Source organism: Agromyces sp. NPDC004153, assembly GCF_053603635.1.
In genome coordinates this window covers 292,106-312,554 of record NZ_JBSGFY010000001.1, presented here as the reverse complement: position 1 = coordinate 312,554, position 20,449 = coordinate 292,106, and the positions used below count along the sequence as shown (strand labels likewise).

The 20,449-nt window shown below is 73.2% G+C and carries 21 protein-coding genes; 14 read left to right on the top strand and 7 right to left on the bottom strand.

Translation table 11 applies throughout. The features are described 5' to 3' along the window. Nucleotides 1–43: 43 nt before the first annotated feature. Together ACWEOH_RS01460 and ACWEOH_RS01455 are read left to right on the top strand one after the other, a co-directional pair. The gene (locus tag ACWEOH_RS01460; protein ID WP_452027602.1) at nucleotides 44–364 is read left to right on the top strand and encodes a thiamine-binding protein; all 321 of its coding nucleotides are present in this window, start codon (nucleotides 44–46) and stop codon (nucleotides 362–364) included. An 81-nt stretch (nucleotides 365–445) separates the two neighbouring features. Continuing rightward, entirely contained in the window at nucleotides 446–1,720 is a 1,275-nt protein-coding gene (locus ACWEOH_RS01455) for an MFS transporter (RefSeq protein WP_452027600.1), read from the top strand. Nucleotides 1,721–1,788: 68 nt separating this feature from the next. Here ACWEOH_RS01455 and ACWEOH_RS01450 read toward each other — a convergent pair whose 3' ends face one another. The 6 genes from ACWEOH_RS01450 to ACWEOH_RS01425 form a co-directional block, all read right to left on the bottom strand. Then, a complete protein-coding gene (locus tag ACWEOH_RS01450; protein ID WP_148731917.1) occupies nucleotides 1,789–2,439 on the bottom strand; it encodes a response regulator transcription factor in 651 nt (216 codons plus the stop codon). Continuing rightward, entirely contained in the window at nucleotides 2,432–3,700 is a 1,269-nt protein-coding gene (locus ACWEOH_RS01445; RefSeq protein WP_452027598.1) for a hypothetical protein, read from the bottom strand. Before ACWEOH_RS01445 ends, ACWEOH_RS01450 begins: the two co-directional genes overlap by 8 nt. After that, the gene (locus ACWEOH_RS01440) at nucleotides 3,697–4,857 is read right to left on the bottom strand and encodes a sensor histidine kinase (protein WP_452027596.1); all 1,161 of its coding nucleotides are present in this window, start codon (nucleotides 4,855–4,857) and stop codon (nucleotides 3,697–3,699) included. Before ACWEOH_RS01440 ends, ACWEOH_RS01445 begins: the two co-directional genes overlap by 4 nt. A 122-nt stretch (nucleotides 4,858–4,979) precedes the next feature. Continuing rightward, on the bottom strand, nucleotides 4,980–6,185 hold the full coding sequence (gene metX / locus ACWEOH_RS01435; protein WP_452027594.1) for a homoserine O-acetyltransferase MetX: 1,206 nt from the start codon (nucleotides 6,183–6,185) through the stop codon (nucleotides 4,980–4,982). Between the two features lie 144 nt (nucleotides 6,186–6,329). Next, nucleotides 6,330–7,655 (bottom strand): bifunctional o-acetylhomoserine/o-acetylserine sulfhydrylase, encoded by a 1,326-nt coding sequence (locus tag ACWEOH_RS01430; RefSeq protein ID WP_452027592.1) that lies wholly within the window; start codon nucleotides 7,653–7,655, stop codon nucleotides 6,330–6,332. Between the two features lie 116 nt (nucleotides 7,656–7,771). Next, entirely contained in the window at nucleotides 7,772–8,986 is a 1,215-nt protein-coding gene (locus ACWEOH_RS01425) for an acyltransferase family protein (RefSeq protein ID WP_452027591.1), read from the bottom strand. A 120-nt stretch (nucleotides 8,987–9,106) separates the two neighbouring features. Between ACWEOH_RS01425 and ACWEOH_RS01420 the strand changes: the two genes are divergently transcribed. From ACWEOH_RS01420 to ACWEOH_RS01395, 6 genes are all read left to right on the top strand, one after another. After that, complete coding sequence (locus ACWEOH_RS01420) at nucleotides 9,107–9,892, top strand: SDR family NAD(P)-dependent oxidoreductase (protein WP_452027589.1); 786 nt, start codon at nucleotides 9,107–9,109, stop codon at nucleotides 9,890–9,892. Continuing rightward, entirely contained in the window at nucleotides 9,892–10,584 is a 693-nt protein-coding gene (locus tag ACWEOH_RS01415) for a potassium channel family protein (RefSeq protein ID WP_452027587.1), read from the top strand. The genes ACWEOH_RS01420 and ACWEOH_RS01415 overlap by 1 nt, the downstream gene beginning before the upstream one ends. 64 nt (nucleotides 10,585–10,648) lie before the next feature. Next, a complete protein-coding gene (locus ACWEOH_RS01410) occupies nucleotides 10,649–11,167 on the top strand; it encodes a phosphoribosyltransferase (RefSeq protein ID WP_452027585.1) in 519 nt (172 codons plus the stop codon). Then, nucleotides 11,164–11,880: a Type 1 glutamine amidotransferase-like domain-containing protein gene (locus tag ACWEOH_RS01405; RefSeq protein WP_452027583.1), complete on the top strand. Its 717-nt coding sequence runs from the start codon at nucleotides 11,164–11,166 to the stop codon at nucleotides 11,878–11,880. Before ACWEOH_RS01410 ends, ACWEOH_RS01405 begins: the two co-directional genes overlap by 4 nt. Before the next feature lie 7 nt (nucleotides 11,881–11,887). Further along, nucleotides 11,888–12,613, top strand: a complete 726-nt coding sequence (locus ACWEOH_RS01400; RefSeq protein ID WP_452031815.1) for a uracil-DNA glycosylase — start codon at nucleotides 11,888–11,890, stop codon at nucleotides 12,611–12,613. A gap of 9 nt (nucleotides 12,614–12,622) precedes the next feature. Further along, complete coding sequence (locus ACWEOH_RS01395) at nucleotides 12,623–13,201, top strand: N-acetyltransferase family protein (RefSeq protein ID WP_452027582.1); 579 nt, start codon at nucleotides 12,623–12,625, stop codon at nucleotides 13,199–13,201. A 10-nt stretch (nucleotides 13,202–13,211) separates the two neighbouring features. Here ACWEOH_RS01395 and ACWEOH_RS01390 read toward each other — a convergent pair whose 3' ends face one another. Continuing rightward, complete coding sequence (locus ACWEOH_RS01390; RefSeq protein ID WP_452027581.1) at nucleotides 13,212–13,862, bottom strand: hypothetical protein; 651 nt, start codon at nucleotides 13,860–13,862, stop codon at nucleotides 13,212–13,214. A 48-nt stretch (nucleotides 13,863–13,910) separates the two neighbouring features. On the opposite strand from ACWEOH_RS01390, the gene ACWEOH_RS01385 reads away from it, so the two are divergent. The 6 genes from ACWEOH_RS01385 to ACWEOH_RS01360 all read left to right on the top strand — a co-directional run bounded on the left by ACWEOH_RS01385 (nucleotide 13,911) and on the right by ACWEOH_RS01360 (nucleotide 20,446). Continuing rightward, nucleotides 13,911–15,335, top strand: a complete 1,425-nt coding sequence (locus tag ACWEOH_RS01385) for an amidase (protein WP_452027579.1) — start codon at nucleotides 13,911–13,913, stop codon at nucleotides 15,333–15,335. 63 nt (nucleotides 15,336–15,398) lie between these two features. Then, entirely contained in the window at nucleotides 15,399–16,358 is a 960-nt protein-coding gene (locus ACWEOH_RS01380) for a siderophore-interacting protein (protein ID WP_452027577.1), read from the top strand. Nucleotides 16,359–16,376: 18 nt separating this feature from the next. After that, nucleotides 16,377–17,429, top strand: a complete 1,053-nt coding sequence (locus tag ACWEOH_RS01375) for a FecCD family ABC transporter permease (protein WP_452027575.1) — start codon at nucleotides 16,377–16,379, stop codon at nucleotides 17,427–17,429. Continuing rightward, entirely contained in the window at nucleotides 17,426–18,505 is a 1,080-nt protein-coding gene (locus ACWEOH_RS01370; protein WP_452027573.1) for a FecCD family ABC transporter permease, read from the top strand. Before ACWEOH_RS01375 ends, ACWEOH_RS01370 begins: the two co-directional genes overlap by 4 nt. After that, complete coding sequence (locus ACWEOH_RS01365) at nucleotides 18,502–19,308, top strand: ABC transporter ATP-binding protein (protein ID WP_452027571.1); 807 nt, start codon at nucleotides 18,502–18,504, stop codon at nucleotides 19,306–19,308. Before ACWEOH_RS01370 ends, ACWEOH_RS01365 begins: the two co-directional genes overlap by 4 nt. A 121-nt stretch (nucleotides 19,309–19,429) precedes the next feature. Continuing rightward, nucleotides 19,430–20,446: an iron-siderophore ABC transporter substrate-binding protein gene (locus ACWEOH_RS01360; RefSeq protein ID WP_452027569.1), complete on the top strand. Its 1,017-nt coding sequence runs from the start codon at nucleotides 19,430–19,432 to the stop codon at nucleotides 20,444–20,446. The last annotated feature ends 3 nt before the right edge of the window (nucleotides 20,447–20,449 follow it).

The following is a 20,449-nucleotide window of genomic DNA, read 5'->3' as shown; positions in this document are numbered from 1 at the left end:
GCATGACACCGGATGCCGCGGTCCGACCACCCGAGGAGGGACCATGCTCGTCGCATTCTCCGTCGCCCCGAGCGGCACGGGCCGCGCCGACGGTTCCGTGCACGATGCCGTCGCGGCGGCCGTGAAGATCGTCCGAGAGTCCGGTCTCCCGAACCGGACGACGTCCATGTTCACCGAGCTCGAGGGCGACTGGGACGAGGTCTTCGACGTCGTCCGCCGCGCGACGGAGGCGGTCGGTGAGTACGGCTCGCGGGTGTCGCTGGTGCTGAAGGCCGACATCCGTCCGGGCTACGCGGGCGAACTCGATGCGAAAGTGGAGCGGCTCGAGACCGCGATCGAGGCGGCGGGCGAGGGCGCCGAGTAGCTCGGCCGGCTCGGGCCGGTCGTGTCGAATCGTTGCGACCCGCGCTTGTCGAATCGATTCGATCCGTGCGAGAATCGACGGGTGACCCACCCCATCGACGGGCCGACGACGTTGTCGCCGGCCCGTATCCGTTTCGCGCTGCTGGCACTCGCCCTCGGCGGCTTCGGCATCGGCTCCACCGAGTTCGTCGCGATGGGGCTGCTGCCGAACATCGCCGCCGACCTGATGCCCGGCCTCTACGCGCAGTCGCCTGACGAGGCGAACGCCGCGGCGGGATGGATGATCTCGGCCTACGCACTCGGCGTCGTCGTCGGCGCGCCGACCATCGCTGCCGCGGCCGCGCGCTGGCCTCGCAAGCGGTTGCTGCTCGTCCTCCTCACGGCGTTCGCGCTCGGCACGCTCGCCTCGGCGCTGCTGCCGTCGTTCGGGCTCGTGCTCATCGCTCGATTCATCGCGGCGCTGCCGCACGGCGCCTACTTCGGCATCGCCTCCCTCGTGGCCGCGAGCCTCATGGGCCCCGGCAAGCGCGCCCGCGGCGTCGCGCTCGTGCTCTCGGGCCTGACGATCGCGAACGTCGTCGGCGTGCCGGCGATCACCTGGCTCGGCCAGGCCGCGGGCTGGCGCGTCGCCTATGTGGCGGTCGCGGGCATCTTCGCGCTCACCTTCCTCGCCGTCGCGCTCGCGGTGCCGTGGCAGGCGGGCGACCCGCACGCGACCATGAAGCGCGAGCTGAAGGCCTTCAGCCGCGTGCAGGTGTGGTTCGCGCTCGCCATCGGCGCGATCGGCTTCGGCGGCCTGTTCTCGGTTTACAGCTACGTCGCCCCGCTCGCGACGAACGTGACCGGGCTCCCCGAAGGGGTCGTTCCCCTCGTGCTCGTCATGTTCGGCATCGGCATGACCGTCGGCAACCTCGTCGGCGGGCGGCTCGCCGACTGGAGCGTGCGGCGCAGCATGTACGTGTTCTTCGGCATCCTCGCCGCCGCGCTGGTGCTCCTCGCCTTCACCGCCTCGAACCCGGTCGGCCTCTTCGTCGGCGTGTTCCTCATCGGCGGCTCGTCGGCCGCGCTCTCGCCGACGATCCAGGCCCGCCTGATGGACGTCGCCCGCGACAGCCAGTCGATCGCGGCCGCGCTCAACCACTCGGCGCTCAACCTCGGGAACTGGCTCGGCGCGTTCCTCGGCGGGCTCGCGATCGCCGGCGGCCTCGGCTACGTCGCGCCGATCTGGATCGGGCTCGTGCTCACGATCGCGGGAGTGCTGCTCGCGCTCGCGACGTTCGCGCTCGACCGTGTGCGCGGCCGCCGCGGCGTGACCGTGCCGTACGCCACGGGCGCGGTCGAGGTCGTCGAGCCGTAGGCACGACGGATTCTGCGGCGGGCGGGCCGGCGCGGCTGCCGCTCAGTCGGACTGCAGCAGGATGCCGCTCAGTCGGACTGCAGCAGGATGCCGTCGAGGATCGCGCGCTTGCGCAGTGCGACCTTGGTGCCGACGTCGAACCCGGCGACGCGGTACTTCTCGCGGATGCGCTTGAGGTAACTCTTGGCCGTCTCCTCGGAGATGCCGAGCTGGAACGCGACCGCCTTGACGGGCTGGCCGGCGCCGTAGAGCGCCATGACCCGGCGCTCCTGCGCGGAGAGCTTGGGCACGGCGCCCTCGTCGGCCAGCGCCACCTCGAGCTCGGGCGTGAGGTAGGAGCCCCCGGTGCGGGCCGCGCGGATCGCCTCGATGATGTTCTCGACGGGCTCGGACTTCACGAGGTAGCCGAGCGCGCCCGACCCGAGCGCCTCGCGCACGACCGCGGGTTCGGAGTAGGTGCTCATCAGCATGGTCTGCACGCCCGCGGTCTTCAGCATCGACAGCTTCAGCGAGATGGGGATGTTGTCGCGAAGGTCGAGGTCGAGGAGCACCACGTCGACCGGGAACTCGGGATGCGCGAGGAGCTCGGACCACGACGGCACCGCCGCGACGAGCTCGATGTCGGGAGCCGCACCCCGGATCCACTCGGTGAGCGCGCCCAGCAGCATGCGGTGGTCATCGACGATCGCCAGCCGGATCGGTTGATCGGTCTCAGCCATTCAGCGTCCCCCTCGGTCGAGCGGCCCCACGGGCCGACGTGCTCCCTGCGTGCGGGTTCGGTTGCACCCGGCAGGTGATGTCGATGCGGAAGCCGTCGGCCCCCGTGATCACGTTGTGTTCTCCGACACTACCGATAGCGTCCCATGTCCCGGGGTCCACACGGCGTCGTGAGACGCCCGACACGTCGATGGACATCTCGAATGCGGGTTCGGCGAGGGTGTCGTCGGATGCCTCGCGGCAGGTGACCTGCACGCCGAGGGGCGGTCCGGAGCCCTTGGGGTGCTCCGCCACGAGCAGCCAGAGGGCGAGCAGGAGCCCGTCGCGCTGGGACTGCGAGAGGAGTCCGGCCGACCCCGTCGGGTCGTCGACGGTGACCCGGTCGCTGAGGTACGCCGACTCGGTGACGGCGTGGCGGAGCCAGGTGTCGGTGCGCCCCTCGATGAGGCGCACGCGCAGGCGCGCGGCCAGCGACCCGGCGCGCTCGGCCGCGTCGGGCGGAACGGGGATCGCGATGCGCCCCGAGCCGACGTCGTCGAGCAGCGTCTCGGCGTCGAAGTCGAGCTGCGCCAGCTCCTCGGAGGCGCGCATGCCGACGGCTGAGCGGAGGGTGCCGACCGTGCTCTGCACGAGCGACAGGTCGAGCTCGCGGCCGACGAGCCGGCGGAACCCGGTGAGCGCGAGCATCACGAGCATGGTCGGGACGACGGCGGATGCCGCGACGGCGAGACCGGGCACGACGTACGATCCGGCTCTCCCGACCTGCACGAGCGCCTCGACCGCGAGGATCGCGGCGATGAGCGAGGCGACGAGCACGGGGATGCGGCTGCCGCGGATCGCGGCGACCGGCATGAGCACTGCTCCCGCGGCGGCGGCAGCGGTCGGCGTGACGCCAATGTTCAGGTGCCCCATGGTCGCCGAGACGTCGAGCCAGACCGGGATCGCGAGACCGACGAGCAGCACGAGGTAGAGCCAGTCGGGCAGCTGTCGCGAGACGAACCGCGCGATGACCCCGACGCCGACGACGCCGCCGAGCGCGATCCACGCGGGCCAGGGGCCGGGGACCGGTGGCACGTAGAACGGGGCGAGCGCGATCGCGTGCAGGAGGTGCGCTGCGATCACGAGGGCCGCCGCGATCGTGATCCCCGTCGCGAGCTTCCGACCGCCGTGGCTGTCGCGCACGTCGCCCGCGGCCCTGGCCGACCTGGAGGGTCGGCGGAATCCGCGGTCCCGGAGGGCGGCCATGTCGCGGCGCGTGCTCATGGCTTCGGCACCTCCAGCATGACGGTGGTGCCCGAGCCGGGGGAGGAGAAGATCCGGGCGCGTCCGCCGACGGTGTGCAGGCGGCCGACGACGGACTCCGCGTAGCCGAGGCGTCCGTGGTCGACGGCATCGGGCTCGAACCCGCTGCCGGCATCGGTGACCATGGCGCGCACGGTGTGGTCGTCGTCGGTCACCGTGACATCCGCCTCGCTCACGCCCGAGTGGCGCCGGACGTTCTCGAGGCACTCGCCGAGCGCGCCGAGGAGGGCGTCGAGCGTCTCGCGCGGCAGGGCGAGCTGGCCGGCGCCGTGCCAGTTCACGTCGAGTCCCATGCGGGCGAACCGCTGCCGCACCGACTCGAACGTGGTGCTCAGCTCGCTGTCGTCATCGGTGTCGGGGGAGAAGATCGCGGTCGAGCCGGCATCGAGCGGCGCGCCGAGGCGCAGCTGGCGCAGGAGCCGGGCGTCGTCGCCGGCCTGCTGGCGCAGGGCGCTGACGCCGACCCCGACGCCGGAGTGCGCCAGGAGCGAGAGCGTCGCGAGCACGGTGTCGTGCAGCACTCGCGCGTCCTGGCGCTGCTGCGACTCGAGCTCCGACGCGATCCGCTCGGCCTCGTGCGCCCGGCCCACCTCGGCGATGCGATCCGCGGCGTCCGCGATCGCGCGGTCGATCCAGGCGCCGATCACGGCGCACGCGCCCCAGCCGGCGGCCGTGGCGACGGCCGGTGCGCGGATGTCGTGGCCCCACGCCGAGACGATCCACGTCGTCGCGAGCACTGCCGCGAGCAGGCCCGCGACGAGCAGGCCGCCGTGCCGGCGCACGACGAGCGGGATGGCGACCGACGCGGACGCGACGCCGCCGATGATGCACATCGCGGTGACCGTGGGCGGGTCGAGCACGGATGCCGTTCCGAGGATCGCGATGAGCCCGATGGCGACGGCGACGACGCCGAGCGCCGGAAGCACGGCCCCCCGGGAGGTGTGCAGGACGACGAGCACGGCCATGGCCGCGCAGAGGACGACGCCGACGACGAGCTCGCCCGGGGTGAGAGCGCCCGGCCACAGCAGGCATGCGAGTGCGCCACCGGACCCGACGAGCCCGGCGACGCGCGCGAGGCGACGCAGGAGCCGATCGCGTTCCTTGTGGATGCGCTTCACGCCACCCCCAACCGCACGTCCGGGCACCGCGACACGCGGGTGCCGTCCCTCGAACTGTAGCGGAGTCGAGGCGGAAGTCGCGTACCTCGTGCGCGAAGGCGTCGCGAATGCCTCGGAGGGCGTCACGCCTCGAGGAGGCGCCGGAGCGCCTCGCCGACCACCGCGTGCTCGATGAGGAACGCGTCGTGGCCGTACTCCGAGTGCACGAGCACAGGCTCGGGCCCGTGCACGCTGTGCCGCAGGGCACGGGCGATCTCGACCTGCCCGTCGAGCGTGAAGTAGCGGTCGCTGTCGATGCCGAGCACGAGGCTCTTCGCCCGTACCGACTCGAGCGCGGCGGCGACGCCGCCCCGGCCGCGACCGATGTCGTGCGAGTTCATCGCCTCGGTGAGCACCAGGTAGCTGTTGGCGTCGAACCGCCGCGTGAACTTGTTGCCGTGGAAGTCGAGGTACGACTCGACGGCGAACCGGCCGCCCCCGCCGAGCGGGTCGAGGTCGGACTGCCAGTGCCGCTCGAAGCGCCCGTTGAGCTCGGCAGCCGTGCGGTAGTTGAGCATCGCCATGCGACGGGCGAGCGCGAGGCCGCGCGTCGGCCCCTCCCCGTCGGGCGCGTCGTAGTACTCGCCGCCGCGGAACGCGGGGTCGGTGCGGATGGCCTCGACCTGCACCGAGTTGAGCGCCACCTGGTCGGCGGTGGCGGCGGCGGGCGCCGCGAGCACGGCGATGCGGTCGACCGCCTCTGGCGCCATGATCGCCCACTCGAGCACGTGCATGGCGCCCATCGAGCCGCCCACCACGGCCTGGAACCGGTCGATCCCGATCGCCCGGGCGAACGCGAGCTGCGCCCGCACCTGGTCGCGGATGGTGAGGAACGGGAATCGCGTGGCCCACTCGACGCCGTCGGGCGCGAGCGAGGCGGGACCGGTCGACCCCTGGCATCCGCCGACGACGTTGGGGGCGATCACGAAGTACCGGTCGGTGTCGATCGGCAGGCCCGGGCCGACCACGCCCGGCCACCACCCGGCGCTCGGGTGCGCGGGGCCCGCCGGACCGATGACGTGGCTGTCGCCCGTCAGCGCGTGCAGCACCAGGATCGCGTTGTCGCGCTGCGGCGAGAGCGTGCCCCAGGTCTCGTACGCGATGCGCGCATGGGGGAGGACCGCACCCGACTCGAGCGCGACGTCGCCGATGGCGACGAACCGGCGGTCGCCCACGGGATCGCCCTCGCGCCAGGCGCCCGTGGCGGGGGCGCGGCCCTGCAGCGACTGGGCACGCGCCTCCGAGACGATGCGTGCGGGCACCGCGTCGGCCGTCGTCTGCCAGTCCATGTTCCGATTCTCTCGAAGGCGCGCCCGCGGCACCCGTTTGTTACACGACGTGCGCCCGCGTGACGGATGCCGCGACGCGGCGGTGCCCCGATGAGACGACGGATGCCGCGGGCCGTGCGGCCCGCGGCATCCGTCAGTCGGTCGTCAGACCCGGGCCGCCTCCGTGGCCGCGCGGGCGGCGGCGAGGCCGGCCTCGAGGTCGGCCTTCAGGTCGTCGATGTTCTCGATGCCCACCGAGAGGCGCACGAGGCCGGGCGTGACGCCCGTCGTGAGCTGCTGCTCGGGCGTGAGCTGCGAGTGCGTCGTCGACGCGGGGTGGATGACGAGCGAGCGCACGTCGCCGATGTTCGCGAGGTGGCTGAACAGCTGCAGGTTGTCGACGAGCGCGCGGCCGGCGTCGACGCCGCCCTTGAGCTCGAACGACAGCACCGCGCCGACGCCCTTGGGGGCGTACGTGTTGGCGGCCGCGTACCACGGGCTCGAGGGCAGGCCCGAGTAGTTCACGCTCGCGACGTCGGGGTGGCTGTCGAGCCACTCGGCGATCTCCTGCGCGTTCTGCACGTGGCGCTCGATGCGGAGCGAGAGGGTCTCGATGCCCTGGATGAGCAGCCAGGCGTTGTTCGGCGCGATGGCCGCGCCGAGGTCGCGGAGCAGCTGCACGCGCGCCTTGATGACGTAGGCGAGCGCGTCGCCGACGGCGGCCGTGTAGCTCGCGCCGTGGTACGACGGGTCGGGCTCGGTGAGGCCGGGGAACTTCTCGACGTTCTTCGACCACTCGAACCTGCCGCCGTCGACGATGACGCCGCCGATCACGGTGCCGTGGCCGCCGAGGAACTTCGTCGCCGAGTGGATGACGATGTCGGCGCCGTGCTCGAACGGGCGGATGAGGTACGGCGTCGCGATCGTGTTGTCGACGATGAGCGGGATGCCCGCCTCGTGCGCCACGCCCGACACGAGCTCGATGTCCAGGATGTTGATCTTCGGGTTGCCGATCGTCTCGGCGAAGAAGAGCTTGGTGTTCGGGCGCACCGCACGGCGCCACTCGTCTGCGTCGTCCTGGTTCTCGACGAACGTGGTCTCGATGCCGAGCTTCGCGAGCGTGTACTTGAACAGGTTGTACGTGCCGCCGTAGATCGACGACGACGAGACGATGTGGTCGCCGGCCTGCGCGATGTTCAGCACGGCGAACGTCTCGGCCGCCTGGCCCGACGCGACGAGCAGGGCGCCGGTGCCCCCCTCGAGCGCGGCGATGCGCTCCTCGACGACGGCCTGGGTCGGGTTCATGATGCGCGTGTAGATGTTGCCGAACTCGGCGAGCGCGAAGAGGTTCTGCGCGTGCTGCGCGTTGTCGAACACGTAGGACGTGGTCTGGTAGATCGGGGTGGCCCGGGCGTTGGTCACCGGGTCGGGGGCGGCGCCTGAGTGCACCTGCTTCGTCTCGAAGCGCCAGTCGGCGGCGTGCTCTGCCATGAGGTCTCCTTCTCGGTCGGGTGTGCGGACCCGCCGCAACCGCGAGACACGTTACGACCGCGCCCTGGGAGGGGCAACGGATGCCGACACACGGCGTCATCGTGGGCGACGCGCCGTCACGCGGGGGGCTTCGGCGCCTCGGGGGCGGGCGGATCCTCGGGCGCCGAGGGCGATGCGGCGGACCCGGCGGACCCGGCGGAGCCGTGCGAGCCGGCGGTCGGGCCCGGCGGCAGGGGCGGCATGGCGCCCGGGGGCAGCACGAGCGTGCCGGTCGCGGTCGACGGCTGCGGACGGAAGAGCCAGCGGGCGCGCGGCTCGACGAGCGGGCGGAACACGCGGCGCACGGGCTTCAGCGAGAGCACGACGGAGATGCCGATGCAGAACAGGATCATCGCCGGCAGCACCCAGAACGGCTGCTCGCCCGCGAGGAACCCGGTCTCGCGGAAGGGGAAGAGGATGAACGTGTGCAGCAGGTAGATGTACATCGTCGCCGTGCCGAACGGCGTGAACCAGGTGGACCGGCGCGGCATGAGCACGAGGAACGCCACTGAAAGCACCATGGCGGAGACGAGCAGCAGCAGCCGGATGGCACCCGACCACGGCTCGTCGTACCCGATCGCGACGTACGACTCGTCGTACAGCATGAACCGGCGGAGCTTGAGGTCGCGCCAGGTCTCGATGGCGATCGGCATCAGGACGAGCACGGCGGCGAACAGGGCGATCGCCCCGGCGCGCCAGCGCCAGGCGACCCGGGACGGCAGCGCCAGCCATCGGCCGGTGAGCTGCCATTGCCGCAGCTTCCAGCCGAAGACGAAGAACGGCAGCATGCCGAGCGTGCGCGAGAGCGCGAGGGTCGAGTCGATCGTCTCCGTGTACCCGGCGCCGATCGAGATGGCGATCGCGATGACGAGCGGGAACCGCAGCAGCACGAGGTAGGGCAGCACGATGCGCCAGATCGCGAGGGCGATGAGGAACCACAGCGTCCACGAGGCGGTCGTGTAGTCGAGGGAGAACCCGCCGCCGAGGATCCACCGGATCACGGTCCAGATCGTCTCGAAGATGAAGAACGGGAAGACGATGTCGGTGAGGATCTGCCGCAGCGCCCGCGCATTCGGCGGGCCCGACTTCGCGAAGTACCCGGCCACCGTCACGAACACCGCGACATGGAACGAGTAGATGAACAGGTAGACGCTGTAGGCGGCGTCGTCCTCCGAGATGAGCGGCAGGATGCCGTGCCCGATCACGACGAGCGTGATCGCGATCCACCGGGCGTTGTCCCACAGCGGCACGCGTCGCCTCGTCGCGGTCGTCGCGTGCGGCGTCGTCTGCATCGCTCCATTCAACCGCACCCGGTCGGCCGGGTGCACGGCGGGCGGATGCCGCGGGCGGCGCGGGTGCGGCCACGGCACGCCGCTCGCGGCATCCGGCACGGGCGCGGCACAATGGGCGCCATGGGAGTGCTGCGGGTGGTCGTGACCGGTGCGAGCTCGGGGATCGGAGCGGCGACCGTGCGCGCCTTCCGCGCCGCCGGGTGGGACGTGGTGGGCGTCGCCCGCCGCGAGGACCGGCTGCGCGAGCTCGCCGAGGAGACCGGGGCATCCGTCTTCGCCGCCGACCTCACGAAGCAGGACGACGTCGACGCGCTGCGCGACCACCTCGAGGCGACCGGGCCCGTGCATGCACTCGTGAACAACGCCGGGGGTGCGAAGGGCCTCGACTCGGTCGAGCACGGCTCGGTCGACGACTGGATCTGGATGCTCGACGTCAACGTGATCGCGCTGAAGCGCGTGACGAGCGCGCTGCTGCCGCTCCTGCGCCGGGGCGCGGTCGAACGCGGCGTCGCCGACATCGTCAACGTGACCTCGGTCGCCGGCCACGAGCCCTACGTCGGCGGGGCGGGCTACAACGCCGCGAAGTTCGCCGCGCACGCGGTGACGGCGGTGCTCCGGCTCGAGCTGAACGGCGAGCCGCTGCGCGTGGTCGAGGTCGCGCCCGGCATGGTGCGCACCGACGAGTTCGCGCTCGTGCGCTTCGGCGGCGACCGCGAGCGCGCCGACAAGGTGTACGACGATGTGCCCGAGCCGCTCGTCGCCGACGACGTCGCGGCGGTCATCGCGGACGCGGTGCTGAAGCCGCGGCACGTCGACCTCGACCTCATCGTGGTGCGGCCCGTCGCGCAGGCGGCGGCGACGCGGCTCGCGAGAGGTCCGCTCGAGGTGCGGGAGGACCCGGAGTGATGGCCGCCGAGCAGACCGCCGATCGGCGGAAGGCCTGGGAGCGGCACACCGCCACGCCGCTCGTCGTGCTCGGCATCCTGTTCATCGTCGCGTACTCGTTCTACGTGCTCCTGCCCCAGGAGCGCGGGCAGGCGCGGGCGTGGATCGGGTGGACGCTGGTCCTCTCATGGGTGGTCTTCCTGATCGACGTCGTCGTGCGGATCACCCTGACCCCGCGCGGCCAGAAGTGGCGCTTCGTCTGGCGGCACCCGGTCGAGGTGCTCTCCGCGGTGCTCCCGATCTTCCGAGCGCTCCGGGTGCTCGTGCTGCTGCGGGAGGTGCCCTACCTCCAGCGTCGAAGTGGTGCGGCGGTGCGGACGAACATCCTCATCTACGCCGCCAGCTACGCGGTGGTCTTCGTGTACTTCATTTCGCTCGCGACCCTCAATGCCGAGCGGGACGCGCCCGGCGCGAACATCCTGACCTTCGGCGACGCGATCTGGTGGGCGATCGTGACGGTCGCGACGGTCGGCTACGGCGACGAGTACCCGATCACGCCCGAGGGGCGGTTCTACGCGGTGTTCCTGATGGCGGGCGGCATCGCCATCGTCGGCACCGCCTCGGCGACGATCATCTCGCTCATCAACGAGCGCGTCGGGAAGGCGCCCGTGCGCGAGGAGCCGGCCGGCGACGCCGACGACGATCCGGCCTGAGCGGATGCCGCAGGCGAGGCCACCAGGCTCCGGTCGGCCCACCGCCGCCGACTACCCTGAATCCATGACCTTCGACGCGAATGACGCCGGCCTCGACGAGCCCCGGCGCGAGGTGCTCACCTGGGACGACTTCGAGGGCGCGTCGCGCTCGCTCGCGAGCGAGGTGCTCGCCTCGGGCTTCCGGCCCGACGTCGTGATCGCCATCGCGCGCGGCGGGCTGCTGCTGGCGGGCGCGATCTCCTACGCCCTCGGCACCAAGCAGTGCGGCTCGATCAACGTCGAGTTCTACACGGGCGTCGACGAGCGGCTGCCCGAGCCCGTGCTGCACCCGCCCATGCTCGACGTGCCCGCGGTCGCGGGCAAGTCGGTGCTGCTCATCGACGACGTCTCCGACTCGGGCCGCACGCTCGCGAAGGTCGTGGACCTGCTCGCCGAGGCGGGCGCCGAGGTGCGCACCGCGACGCTCTACGTGAAGCCGCGCACGGTGCTCGTGCCCGACTTCGCCTACCGCGAGACCGAGGACTGGATCGTGTTCCCCTGGTCGGCGCGTCCGCCCGTGACGGTCACGGAGGGCGCCGCGTGAGCGTGCACCTCGTCGGCGGCGGGTGGCCCGAGCACCCCGACGGCATCGTCTACCGCGCGTTCCTCGACGAGGCGCGCACGCGGGCCGCTGCCGCGGGCCGCGAGGAGCCGCGCGTGGCGCTGCTCGCGATCGGCGACGGCGCCCTCGGGCACGCCGAGTCGCTACTGGCCGCCGCGGCGCCCGCAGGACCGTTCGATGTGCACGTGACCGCGGTCGCACTCGACGGGGACGTGCCCGCCTCGGCGTTCACCGACGTCGACGGAATCCTCGTCGGCGGCGGGCTCACCCCGCGCTACCGCGACCTCATCGAGCCGCACTTCGGCGAGCTCCGACGCCAGGTCGCCGCGGGCGTGCCGTACCTCGGGTTCTCGGCGGGAGCGGCGATCGCCGCCGAACGCGCGCTCGTCGGCGGCTGGCGCATCGGCGGCGTCGCCGTCGCGCCCGAGGCGACGGCCGAGGACCTCGACGAGCTCACCGTCGCTCCCGGCATCGGGCTCGTCGACGTCGCGATCGACGCGCATGTCGCGCAGTGGGGCACGCTCTCCCGACTCGTCGCGGCCGTCGAGGCCGGTCTCGTCGACGGCGGCCTCGGGATCGACGAGGACACGGCGCTCATCGTCGGCGAGGGCGGCCTGCAGGTCGTTGGGCGTGGGAGCGTCTGGCGCGTGCTGCCGTCCGACCAGGGCGTGCTCGTCTCGACGATCGGGGCCTGACGTGGCCATGTCGCTCGACCAGCTCGCGGAGGCCGGGCTCATCGATCCCGGCTGGGCCGCCGCGCTCGCGCCCGTGGGCCCCCGGATCGCCGAGCTCGGCGACTTCCTCCGCGCGGAGACCGCGGCGGGCCGCGGCTACCTGCCGAGCGGCGACCGCGTGCTCCGTGCGTTCGGCGCGCCGATCGACGACGTCCGGGTGCTCATCGTGGGGCAGGACCCGTACCCGACGCCGGGGCATCCGATCGGGCTGTCGTTCGCGGTCGACCCCCACGTGCGCCCGGTGCCGCGGAGCCTCGCCAACATCTACCGCGAGCTCGGCGACGACGTCGGCGTGCCGACCCCCGACCACGGCGACCTCACCTCCTGGAGCGACCACGGCGTCATGCTGCTCAACCGCGTGCTCACCGTGCGCCCCGGCACGCCCGCCTCGCACCGCGGCAAGGGGTGGGAGGACGTGACCGACCACGCCATCCGCACGCTCGTCGCTCGCGGCACGCCGCTCGTCGCGATCCTGTGGGGCCGCGACGCGCAGAACCTGAAGCCCCTGCTCGGCGACACGCCCGTCATCGAGTCGGTGCATCCGAGCCCGCTGTCGGCGAGCCGCGGGTTCTTCGGGTCGCGGCCGTTCAGCCGGGCCAATGCGATGCTCGAGGCGCAGGGCGGGCGGCCGGTCGACTGGCGCCTGCCCGCGACGCCCGCACCGCGTCATCCGGCTGTCATCTCCGCGGAGTAGTCTGGCGCGATGCTCGAGGAGGAATACCAGGAGCGCCGGGTGCTGCCCCGGCACCTGCGCAAGGCCGAGGCGCCCGAGGCGCCCTTCGAGTACGCCATCCGTGCGGCCCGCCCGGCCGACATGCCTGCGGTGCGCGAGATCTACAACTACTACGTCGCGAACTCGACCGTGACGTTCGACGAGGACGCCATGACGCTGCGCGAGTGGAAGGCGAAGTTCGCCTACCTCGAGCGCCTGGGAATGCCGTTCATCGTCGCCGAGGCGCCGTCGGGCCAGCTGCTCGGCTACGCGCTCGTCGCGCCGTGGAAGCAGAAGCGCGCCTACCGCTACACCGTCGAGAACTCGATCTACCTCGGGCCGGCCGCCGCCGGCAAGGGCCTCGGCCGCGCGCTCCTCGGCGAGCTCATCACCCGTTCGAAGGCCGCCGGGCTCAAGGAGATGATCGCGGTCATCGCCGACCAGGGCGCCGACGCGTCGATCGCGCTGCACGAGAAGTTCGGGTTCACCGAGATCGGGCGCATGGGTCGGGTCGGCTTCAAGTTCGACCGCTGGCTCGGCACGGTGCTGCTGCAGAAGTCGCTGAAGTAGCGGCATCCGCTCAGAGGACGAGCGTCACCTCGCCCTGGGGCGCGAACAGCGCCGTGACACCTGCGACCAGGCCGACCGCGAGGAGCAGCCCGGGGTGCGCGAGCCCGATCGCCACGCGGCGCAGCGCGGGACGATGGGCGAGCAGCCTCGCGGGCACCTCGCTCGCGGCGGGCGCCTCGCCCCAGCCGCGCAGCCGGCCGAGGAACCACGCGCAGCGCACCACGAATCCGAACCAGAGCAACGCGACGACGACCGGGGTGAGCGTCGCGAGCAGTTGGAGCCCGAGCCCCACGATCTCGTCCTCGTCGCCGCGGGCGGCGGCCTGGATCGACGTCGAGATCGCCGCGCCGAGGACGATCGAGACGGCCCAGGTCAGGAAGGCGAACACGAGCGCGAGGTACCGCACGAAGAAGTGCCCGAACACGCTCGACCGGGAGTGCAGGTGATCGCGAGGGGTGCCGGTCAGCACGACGATCGTCGCGACGAGGCACGGGGCGATGAGCAGCGCGGCGAGCACGACCCACGCCCAAGCGGGCCAGGCCGCGACGACGGCGGCGATCGCTGCGGCGGCGAACACCGCCGACCACGCGGCGCCCCACCACAGCGGATGCGCCACGATCGACGCCCCGACCCCCGACCCGACGCTCCCGCCCGCGCGCATGCCCTCACGATAGCGGCGACCCTCGCCCGGCGGTCCTAGGCTCGAAGGATGAGCGAGCTGCACGAGTACACCGCCCTCGAGCTCCACCAGCTGCTGCAGCGACGCGAGGTCTCGCCGGTCGAGCTGGCGCGGCACTACCTCGATCGCATCGAACGCCTCGACCCCGCGATCGGGGCGTTCGCCACGGTGACGCCCGAGGCCGCGCTCGAGCGCGCCCGCCACGTCGAGGAGCACGTGCCGACGGCGGCGCCGCTGTGGGGCCTGCCGCTCGCCGACAAGGACCTGCACCGGCGCGCCGGCGTGCCCGCGCGCTTCGGCTCGCGCGCGTTCGCCGACTTCGTGCCCGACGACTCCGACGAGCTGGTACGCGCCGTCGACGCCGCAGGCGCCGTGAGCCTCGGCAAGACCGCCACGCCCGAGTTCGGGCTGCCGTCGTACACCGAGGGCCTCGCGGGCCCGCCCACCCGCAACCCCTGGGACCCGTCCCGCGGGGCCGGCGGGTCGAGCGGGGGAGCGGCCGCCGCCGTTGCCGCCGGGATGCTGCCGTTCGCGCCCGGCACCGACGGCGGCGGCTCGATCCGGATCCCCGCCGCGGCCTGCGGGCTCGTCGGCGTGAAGCCGTCGCGCGGTCGCGTGCCGGCCGGGCCGGGGCTCGCGACGCTCGCCGGCCTCGGGGTCGCCGGGCCCATCGCGCGCACCGTCGCCGACGCGGCCCTGCTGCTCGACGGCCTCATCGCCCCCGCGGGCTACCCGGCGGCGCACCGCTTCGCCGTGCGAGCCCCCGGCGACGACGGGCCGTACCTCGGGGCGGCCGTCCGCGGCGAGGGTCGATTCCAGCTCGGCGTGATGATGGACTCCCCGTGGGACGACGGCTACGACATCGAGGTGTCGGAGGAGGCGCGGTCGGCGCTCGACCGGGCGATCGCCGAGTTCGATCGGCTCGGCCACGGGATCGAGGCCATGGCGCCCGAGCCCGAGCCCGGCTATCCCGACGCGTTCCGCACGATCTGGCAGGCGGGGGCGGCCACCATCCCCGTCGACGGCGAGGACGAGGCGCTGCTCGAGCCCCTCACGCGATGGCTCGTCGAGCGGGGGCGTGCCGTGCCCGCACGACAGCTCGCCGAGGCGCTCGCGTGGCTCGCGGGCTTCGAGGAGCGCGTCATCCGCCGGTTCTCGTCGTTCGATGCCGTGCTCACGCCCGCGCTCGCCACGCCGCCGCCGCTCGTCGGCTGGTACGACGCCCAGGACGGCGAGCGGAACTTCGCGCAGCAGGTGCAGTTCACGCCGTTCACGTCGTTCGTGAACGTCTCGGGCCTCCCCGCCATCACCGTCCCGGTCGAGGACACCGCCGACGGGCTGCCGATGGGCGTGCAGCTCATCGGTCGCCCCGGCGGCGAGGCCGCGCTGTTCGCGCTGGGCGCGCAGCTGGAGCGGCGCGTGCGGCGGCGGCACCGGCATCCGTCGAACTGGTGACGTCGTGGCGGACGTGTGACGTCGCGATTCATGACCACTGCGAGCGTATGCAAGACTTAGGTAATGCTTACCTCACTCGCTGAAGCCGCCCCGCGCGAGCGTCCTGCCTACCGCAGCTTCCGAGTGCAGGTGTCGCGGGTCGAACGCCTCGCGCCGCACTTCACGAGCGTCACGTTCGCCGGCGACGACCTCCGCGACTTCGGCACGGCCGGGCTCGACCAGCGCGTGAAGGTCGTGCTCCCGCTGCCCGAGATCGGCTTCGCGGCGTTCCCCGAGGGCGACGACTGGTACGGCGCGTGGCGCGAGCTGCCCGCCGAGCTGCGCAACCCGTTCCGCACGTACACCGTGCGCGCGGTGCGCCCCGAGGCTCGCGAGGTCGACATCGTGTTCGTCGCGCACGGCGACGCGGGCCCCGCCTCGGCGTGGGCCGCCACCGCGGCGCCGGGCGACGAGATCGTGCTCATCGGGCCCGACGAGTTGAGCCCGGGCCGCGCGGTCGGCATCGACTGGCGTCCGGGCGAGGTCGACACGCTGCTGCTCGCGGGCGACGAGACGGCGGCACCCGCCATCGCGTCGATCCTCGAGTCGCTCCCCGCCGACGCCTCGGGCGTCGCCATCATCGAGGTGCCCGCCGACGGCGACCGGCTCGACGTGCGCGCACCCGCCGGCGTCGAGGTGCGCTGGCTCCCTCGTGCCGCGACGGACAGCGCGCACGGCGGCCTGCTCGTCCCCGCGGTGCGCGACTGGGTCGTTCGCCACCTCGCGGCCCGCGGCCTGTCGACGAGCGACGTCGACGCGGCCGCCGCGGCGCTCGCCGCCGCCGAGCACGACGACCTGCCCGACACGCCCCTGTGGGACGTGCCCGAGGGGCACAGCCTCGACGGCGACTGCTACGCCTGGCTCGCGGGCGAGGCTTCCGCCATCACCACCCTGCGTCGCTTCCTCGTGCGCGAGGCCGGCCTCGATCGCCGCCAGGTGGCGTTCATGGGCTACTGGCGCATGGGGCGCGCCGAGCTCGACTGACGAGGGATGGTCGAACGGATGCCGCGCACCGCCACGGTGACGCACCCGACCGGCACGCCCGACCGGCGGCAGCGTCGACGGCTCCCACCGGCCGCCACGCTCGGGATCGCCGTGGGTCTCCTCGCGCTCGTCGCGATCGCGAGCCTCGCGATCGGCGCCAGGCAGGTGCCGTTCGATGTCGTCGTGCAGGCGTTCACCGCGCCCGTGTCCGGGGACCCCGACCAGGTCGTCGTGCGCGACCTGCGGCTGCCGCGCGCGATCATCGGCATCATGGCGGGCGCCGCGTTCGGCGTCGTCGCCGCCATCCTGCAGGGCGCAACCCGCAACCCGCTCGCAGATCCGGGCCTCCTCGGCATCAACGCGGGCGCCTCGCTCGCGGTCGTGGCGGCCATCGCGTTCCTCGGCGTCGCCTCGCCGTTCGGCTTCATCTGGTTCGCCTTCGGCGGTGCCGCGCTGGCGGCGGTCGTCGTCTTCCTCATCGGCTCCGTGGGTGGCGGCGCGAGTCCTGCCCGCCTCGCCCTGACCGGCGCCGCCGTCACGGCCGCGACGACGCCGCTGATCACCCTGCTCCTCATCCGCGACGTCGGCACGCTCTCGCAGTACCGCTTCTGGTCGGTCGGATCGCTCGCCGGGCGCGGCCTCGAGACGGCGAGCGTGCTCTGGCCGTTCCTCGTCGCCGGCCTCGTGCTCGCGGGCTGGCTCGCGGGGCGCATGAACCTGCTCGCGCTCGGCGACGACGTCGCTCGCGGCCTCGGCGTGCGGCTCTCGACGACGCGGATCGTGACGGCCGTCGCGGTCATCGTGCTCGCGGCCACGGCCACGTCGCTCGCCGGACCCATCGCGCTCCTCGGGCTCGCCGTGGCGCACGCGGCCCGCGGCCTCGTGGGCGCCGATTACCGGTGGCTGACCCCGCTGGCCGGCGTGCTCGGCGCGATCGTGCTCGTGGCCGCCGACGTGATCGGGCGGGTCGTCGTGGCCCCGGCCGAGCTCGAGGCGGGCATCGTCGCCGCCATCGTGGGCGCGCCCGTGCTCATCGCGCTCGTGCGCCGCGGCCGGGGAGCGTCGCTGTGACCGCCGCGCCGCTCGTCGCACCCGCGGCCGCGGGCGATCCCGTCGAAGTCGTCGCCGGGCGCGTCGCCGGAGCGCGGTCGCGCCGGCGGCGGCGCGCGGCATCCGTGCTCGTCGCCCTGTCGCTCGTGGCGCTGGCTGCGGCGGTGGCGTCGATGGTGCTCGGCGCGGCCGGCCTCGCCGTCGGCGATGTGCTCGCCGCGCTCACGGGCCAGGGCTCGCCGAAGGCAGAGTTCGTGGTGCTGCGGCTCCGGCTGCCGCGCGTCGTCGCCGCGATCGTGGCCGGCGCCGCGCTCGGGCTCGGCGGGGCGCTGTTCCAGACCACGCTGCGCAACGCACTCGCGAGCCCCGACATCCTCGGCGTCACCGGCGGTGCGAGCCTCGCCGCGGTCGGCTCGATGCTGCTGCTCGGCCTCGAGGGTCCGGCCGTCGCGCTCGCCGCGTTCGCGGGCGCGCTCGTCGTCGCGGGCCTCATGTGGGGCCTCGCCTGGCGCGACGGGCTCACCGGCATCCGCTTCGTGCTCGTCGGCATCGGCCTCGCCTCGATCGTGAGCGGCCTGCTCGGCTGGCTGCTCACCCGTGCGGAGGTGCGCGAGGCCTCCGAGGCGCTCGTGTGGATGGTCGGCGGCATCGGCTCGATCGGATGGCCCGAGCTCGCGACGGCCGGCGCCGCGGTCGCCGTGCTGCTCGTCGCCACGGCCGTGTTCTCGCCACGGATGCCGCTGCTCTCGCTCTCCGACGACAGTGCCCGCTCGCTCGGGCTCGACGCCACCCGCGCGCGCGTGACGGCGATCCTGCTCGGCGTCGGGCTCGTCGCCGTCGCCACCGCGCTCGCCGGGCCGATCGCGTTCGTCGCGCTCGTGTCGGCGCCCATCGCCCGGGCACTCGTCGGGCACGGGCAGGCGGCGCTCGCGGCATCCGCGCTCACCGGCGCCGCCATGGTGCTCGTGGCCGACCTCGTGGCGCAGCACGCGTTCGCCGGCATCGCCGTGCCCGTCGGCATCGTGACGGGCCTCATCGGCGCCCCGTACCTCCTCTGGCTCATCGCGAGGGGCAACCGGAAGGGATCAGACGGATGACCCGGTCAGCACCGCACGCACTCCGCGCCGAGTCGCTCACGCTCGCGTACGACGGCCGCAGGGTCATCGAGGGGCTCGACCTCGAGGTGCCCGCCGGCCGCATCACCGCGATCGTCGGCCCGAACGCGAGCGGCAAGTCCACGCTCCTGCGCGGCCTTGCTCGGCTCATGCGCCCCGAGTCCGGCCGGGTCACGCTCGACGGCCGCGACATCCGCTCGTTCGCGCCCAAGGAGTTCGCCCGCCGCGTCGCCGTGCTGCCGCAGCAGCCGGTCGCGCCCGATGGCGTGCTCGTGTCGGAGCTCGTCTCGCGTGGGCGGCATCCGCACCGAGGCTGGTTCGGCGGGCGCTCGAGCGACGACGACCGCATCGTCGCCGAGGTGCTCGAGGCGACCGGCACCTCGGAGCTCGCGGACCGGGCGGTGGCCGAACTCTCGGGCGGACAGCGCCAGCGCGTCTGGATCGCCATGGCGCTCGCCCAGCGCGCCGACATCGTGCTGCTCGACGAGCCGACGAGCTTCCTCGACGTGAGCCACCAGCTCGAGCTGCTCGACCTGCTCACCGAGTCGAACCGCGAGCACGGCACGACCGTGGTCATGGTGCTGCACGAGCTGAACCTCGCCGCGCGCTATGCCGACCACCTCGTCGTCGTCGACGGCGGGCGCATCGCGGCGGCGGGGGAGCCGTCGGCGGTCATGACGGCGCAGACCGTCGGCGCGGCGTTCGGGCTGGACTGCGTGGTGGCCGAGGACCCGGTGTCGCGCTCGCCCATGATCGTGCCGATCGGGCGGTACCACCAGGCGTGACGGCGCGCGGGGAATGCCCGCGACGCTGCGCGGGCCCGTGACGCCGCGTTGCACTGGGTTTCATGGGCTCGCGCGTTTAGGTTAGGCTAACCTCAATCACCCCACCTTCGAAAGGGAGTTCATGCACGCCCGACGCACGATCGCCGTCCTCGCAGCAGCAGCAGCAGCGGCCCTCGCCCTGGCCGGGTGCTCCTCGGCCGCCCCCGAGGACACCGGTTCCGACGCCGCCGCGGGCGAGGGGTTCCCGATCACCATCGAGCACGCCTTCGGCGAGACCGAGATCCCCGCCGCGCCCGAGCGCGTGGCCACGTGGGGCTGGGGCAGCACCGAGGCCGCACTCTCGCTCGGCGTCGTGCCCGTCGCGATCGCGCAGCAGACCTACGGCGCGAACGAGGACGGCGTGCTCCCGTGGGTCGCCGACGAGCTCGACGAGCTCGGCGCCGAGACGCCGATCATCCTGACCGACGACGGCGAGGCGCCGCCCTACGAGGAGATCGTCGAGGCCGCGCCCGACGTCATCCTCGCCCCGTACTCGGGCATCACCGAGGAGCAGTACGAGCTCCTGAGCGAGATCGCCCCGACCGTCGCCTACCCCGACGAGCCGTGGACCACCCCGTGGCGCGAGACCGTCACCATCGTCGGCACCGCGCTCGGCCTCGCCGACGAGGCGCAGGGCGTGCTCGACGACCTCGACGCGGAGCTCGCGGCGCAGGCCGAGGCGCACCCCGAGCTGGCCGGCAAGACCGTCGCCGCGGTGTGGGACGTGGCCGGCACGTTCTACGTCTACACGCCCGAGGACTCGCGCGTGGAGTTCCTCTCGGCGCTCGGCCTCGAGGACGCGCCCGCCGTCGCGGAGCTCGCGAACGGCGACTCGCCCTTCTACTACACCCTCTCGTACGAGCAGCTCGACCAGCTCGAGAGCGACCTCGTCATCAGCTACCACGACACGCAGGAGGAGGCCGACGCGTTCCTCGCCTCGGCGCCCATCCAGGCGATCCCGGCGGTCTCGCGCGGCCAGGTCGCGCAGGTCGTCGGCACCGAGCTGATCGCCGCGGTCTCGCCGCCCACCGCCCTCTCGCTCACCTACGGGCTCGACGAGCTCGTGGCGTCCCTCTCGACGGCGGCCCAGGCGGGCTGACCC

What these genes read in the sequence shown, in the direction of transcription:
- ACWEOH_RS01410 (WP_452027585.1), top strand. Translation starts at nt 10,649, where the DNA reads ATGACCTTCGACGCGAATGACGCCGGCCTCGACGAGCCCCGGCGCGAG.
- ACWEOH_RS01450 (WP_148731917.1), bottom strand. Translation starts at nt 2,439, where the DNA reads ATGGCTGAGACCGATCAACCGATCCGGCTGGCGATCGTCGATGACCAC.
- ACWEOH_RS01415 (WP_452027587.1), top strand. Translation starts at nt 9,892, where the DNA reads ATGGCCGCCGAGCAGACCGCCGATCGGCGGAAGGCCTGGGAGCGGCAC.
- metX (WP_452027594.1), bottom strand. Translation starts at nt 6,185, where the DNA reads ATGGACTGGCAGACGACGGCCGACGCGGTGCCCGCACGCATCGTCTCG.
- ACWEOH_RS01385 (WP_452027579.1), top strand. Translation starts at nt 13,911, where the DNA reads ATGAGCGAGCTGCACGAGTACACCGCCCTCGAGCTCCACCAGCTGCTG.
- ACWEOH_RS01460 (WP_452027602.1), top strand. Translation starts at nt 44, where the DNA reads ATGCTCGTCGCATTCTCCGTCGCCCCGAGCGGCACGGGCCGCGCCGAC.
- ACWEOH_RS01365 (WP_452027571.1), top strand. Translation starts at nt 18,502, where the DNA reads ATGACCCGGTCAGCACCGCACGCACTCCGCGCCGAGTCGCTCACGCTC.
- ACWEOH_RS01420 (WP_452027589.1), top strand. Translation starts at nt 9,107, where the DNA reads ATGGGAGTGCTGCGGGTGGTCGTGACCGGTGCGAGCTCGGGGATCGGA.
- ACWEOH_RS01425 (WP_452027591.1), bottom strand. Translation starts at nt 8,986, where the DNA reads ATGCAGACGACGCCGCACGCGACGACCGCGACGAGGCGACGCGTGCCG.
- ACWEOH_RS01445 (WP_452027598.1), bottom strand. Translation starts at nt 3,700, where the DNA reads ATGAGCACGCGCCGCGACATGGCCGCCCTCCGGGACCGCGGATTCCGC.
- ACWEOH_RS01380 (WP_452027577.1), top strand. Translation starts at nt 15,399, where the DNA reads ATGCTTACCTCACTCGCTGAAGCCGCCCCGCGCGAGCGTCCTGCCTAC.
- ACWEOH_RS01360 (WP_452027569.1), top strand. Translation starts at nt 19,430, where the DNA reads ATGCACGCCCGACGCACGATCGCCGTCCTCGCAGCAGCAGCAGCAGCG.
- ACWEOH_RS01375 (WP_452027575.1), top strand. Translation starts at nt 16,377, where the DNA reads ATGCCGCGCACCGCCACGGTGACGCACCCGACCGGCACGCCCGACCGG.
- ACWEOH_RS01400 (WP_452031815.1), top strand. Translation starts at nt 11,888, where the DNA reads ATGTCGCTCGACCAGCTCGCGGAGGCCGGGCTCATCGATCCCGGCTGG.
- ACWEOH_RS01390 (WP_452027581.1), bottom strand. Translation starts at nt 13,862, where the DNA reads ATGCGCGCGGGCGGGAGCGTCGGGTCGGGGGTCGGGGCGTCGATCGTG.
- ACWEOH_RS01395 (WP_452027582.1), top strand. Translation starts at nt 12,623, where the DNA reads ATGCTCGAGGAGGAATACCAGGAGCGCCGGGTGCTGCCCCGGCACCTG.
- ACWEOH_RS01430 (WP_452027592.1), bottom strand. Translation starts at nt 7,655, where the DNA reads ATGGCAGAGCACGCCGCCGACTGGCGCTTCGAGACGAAGCAGGTGCAC.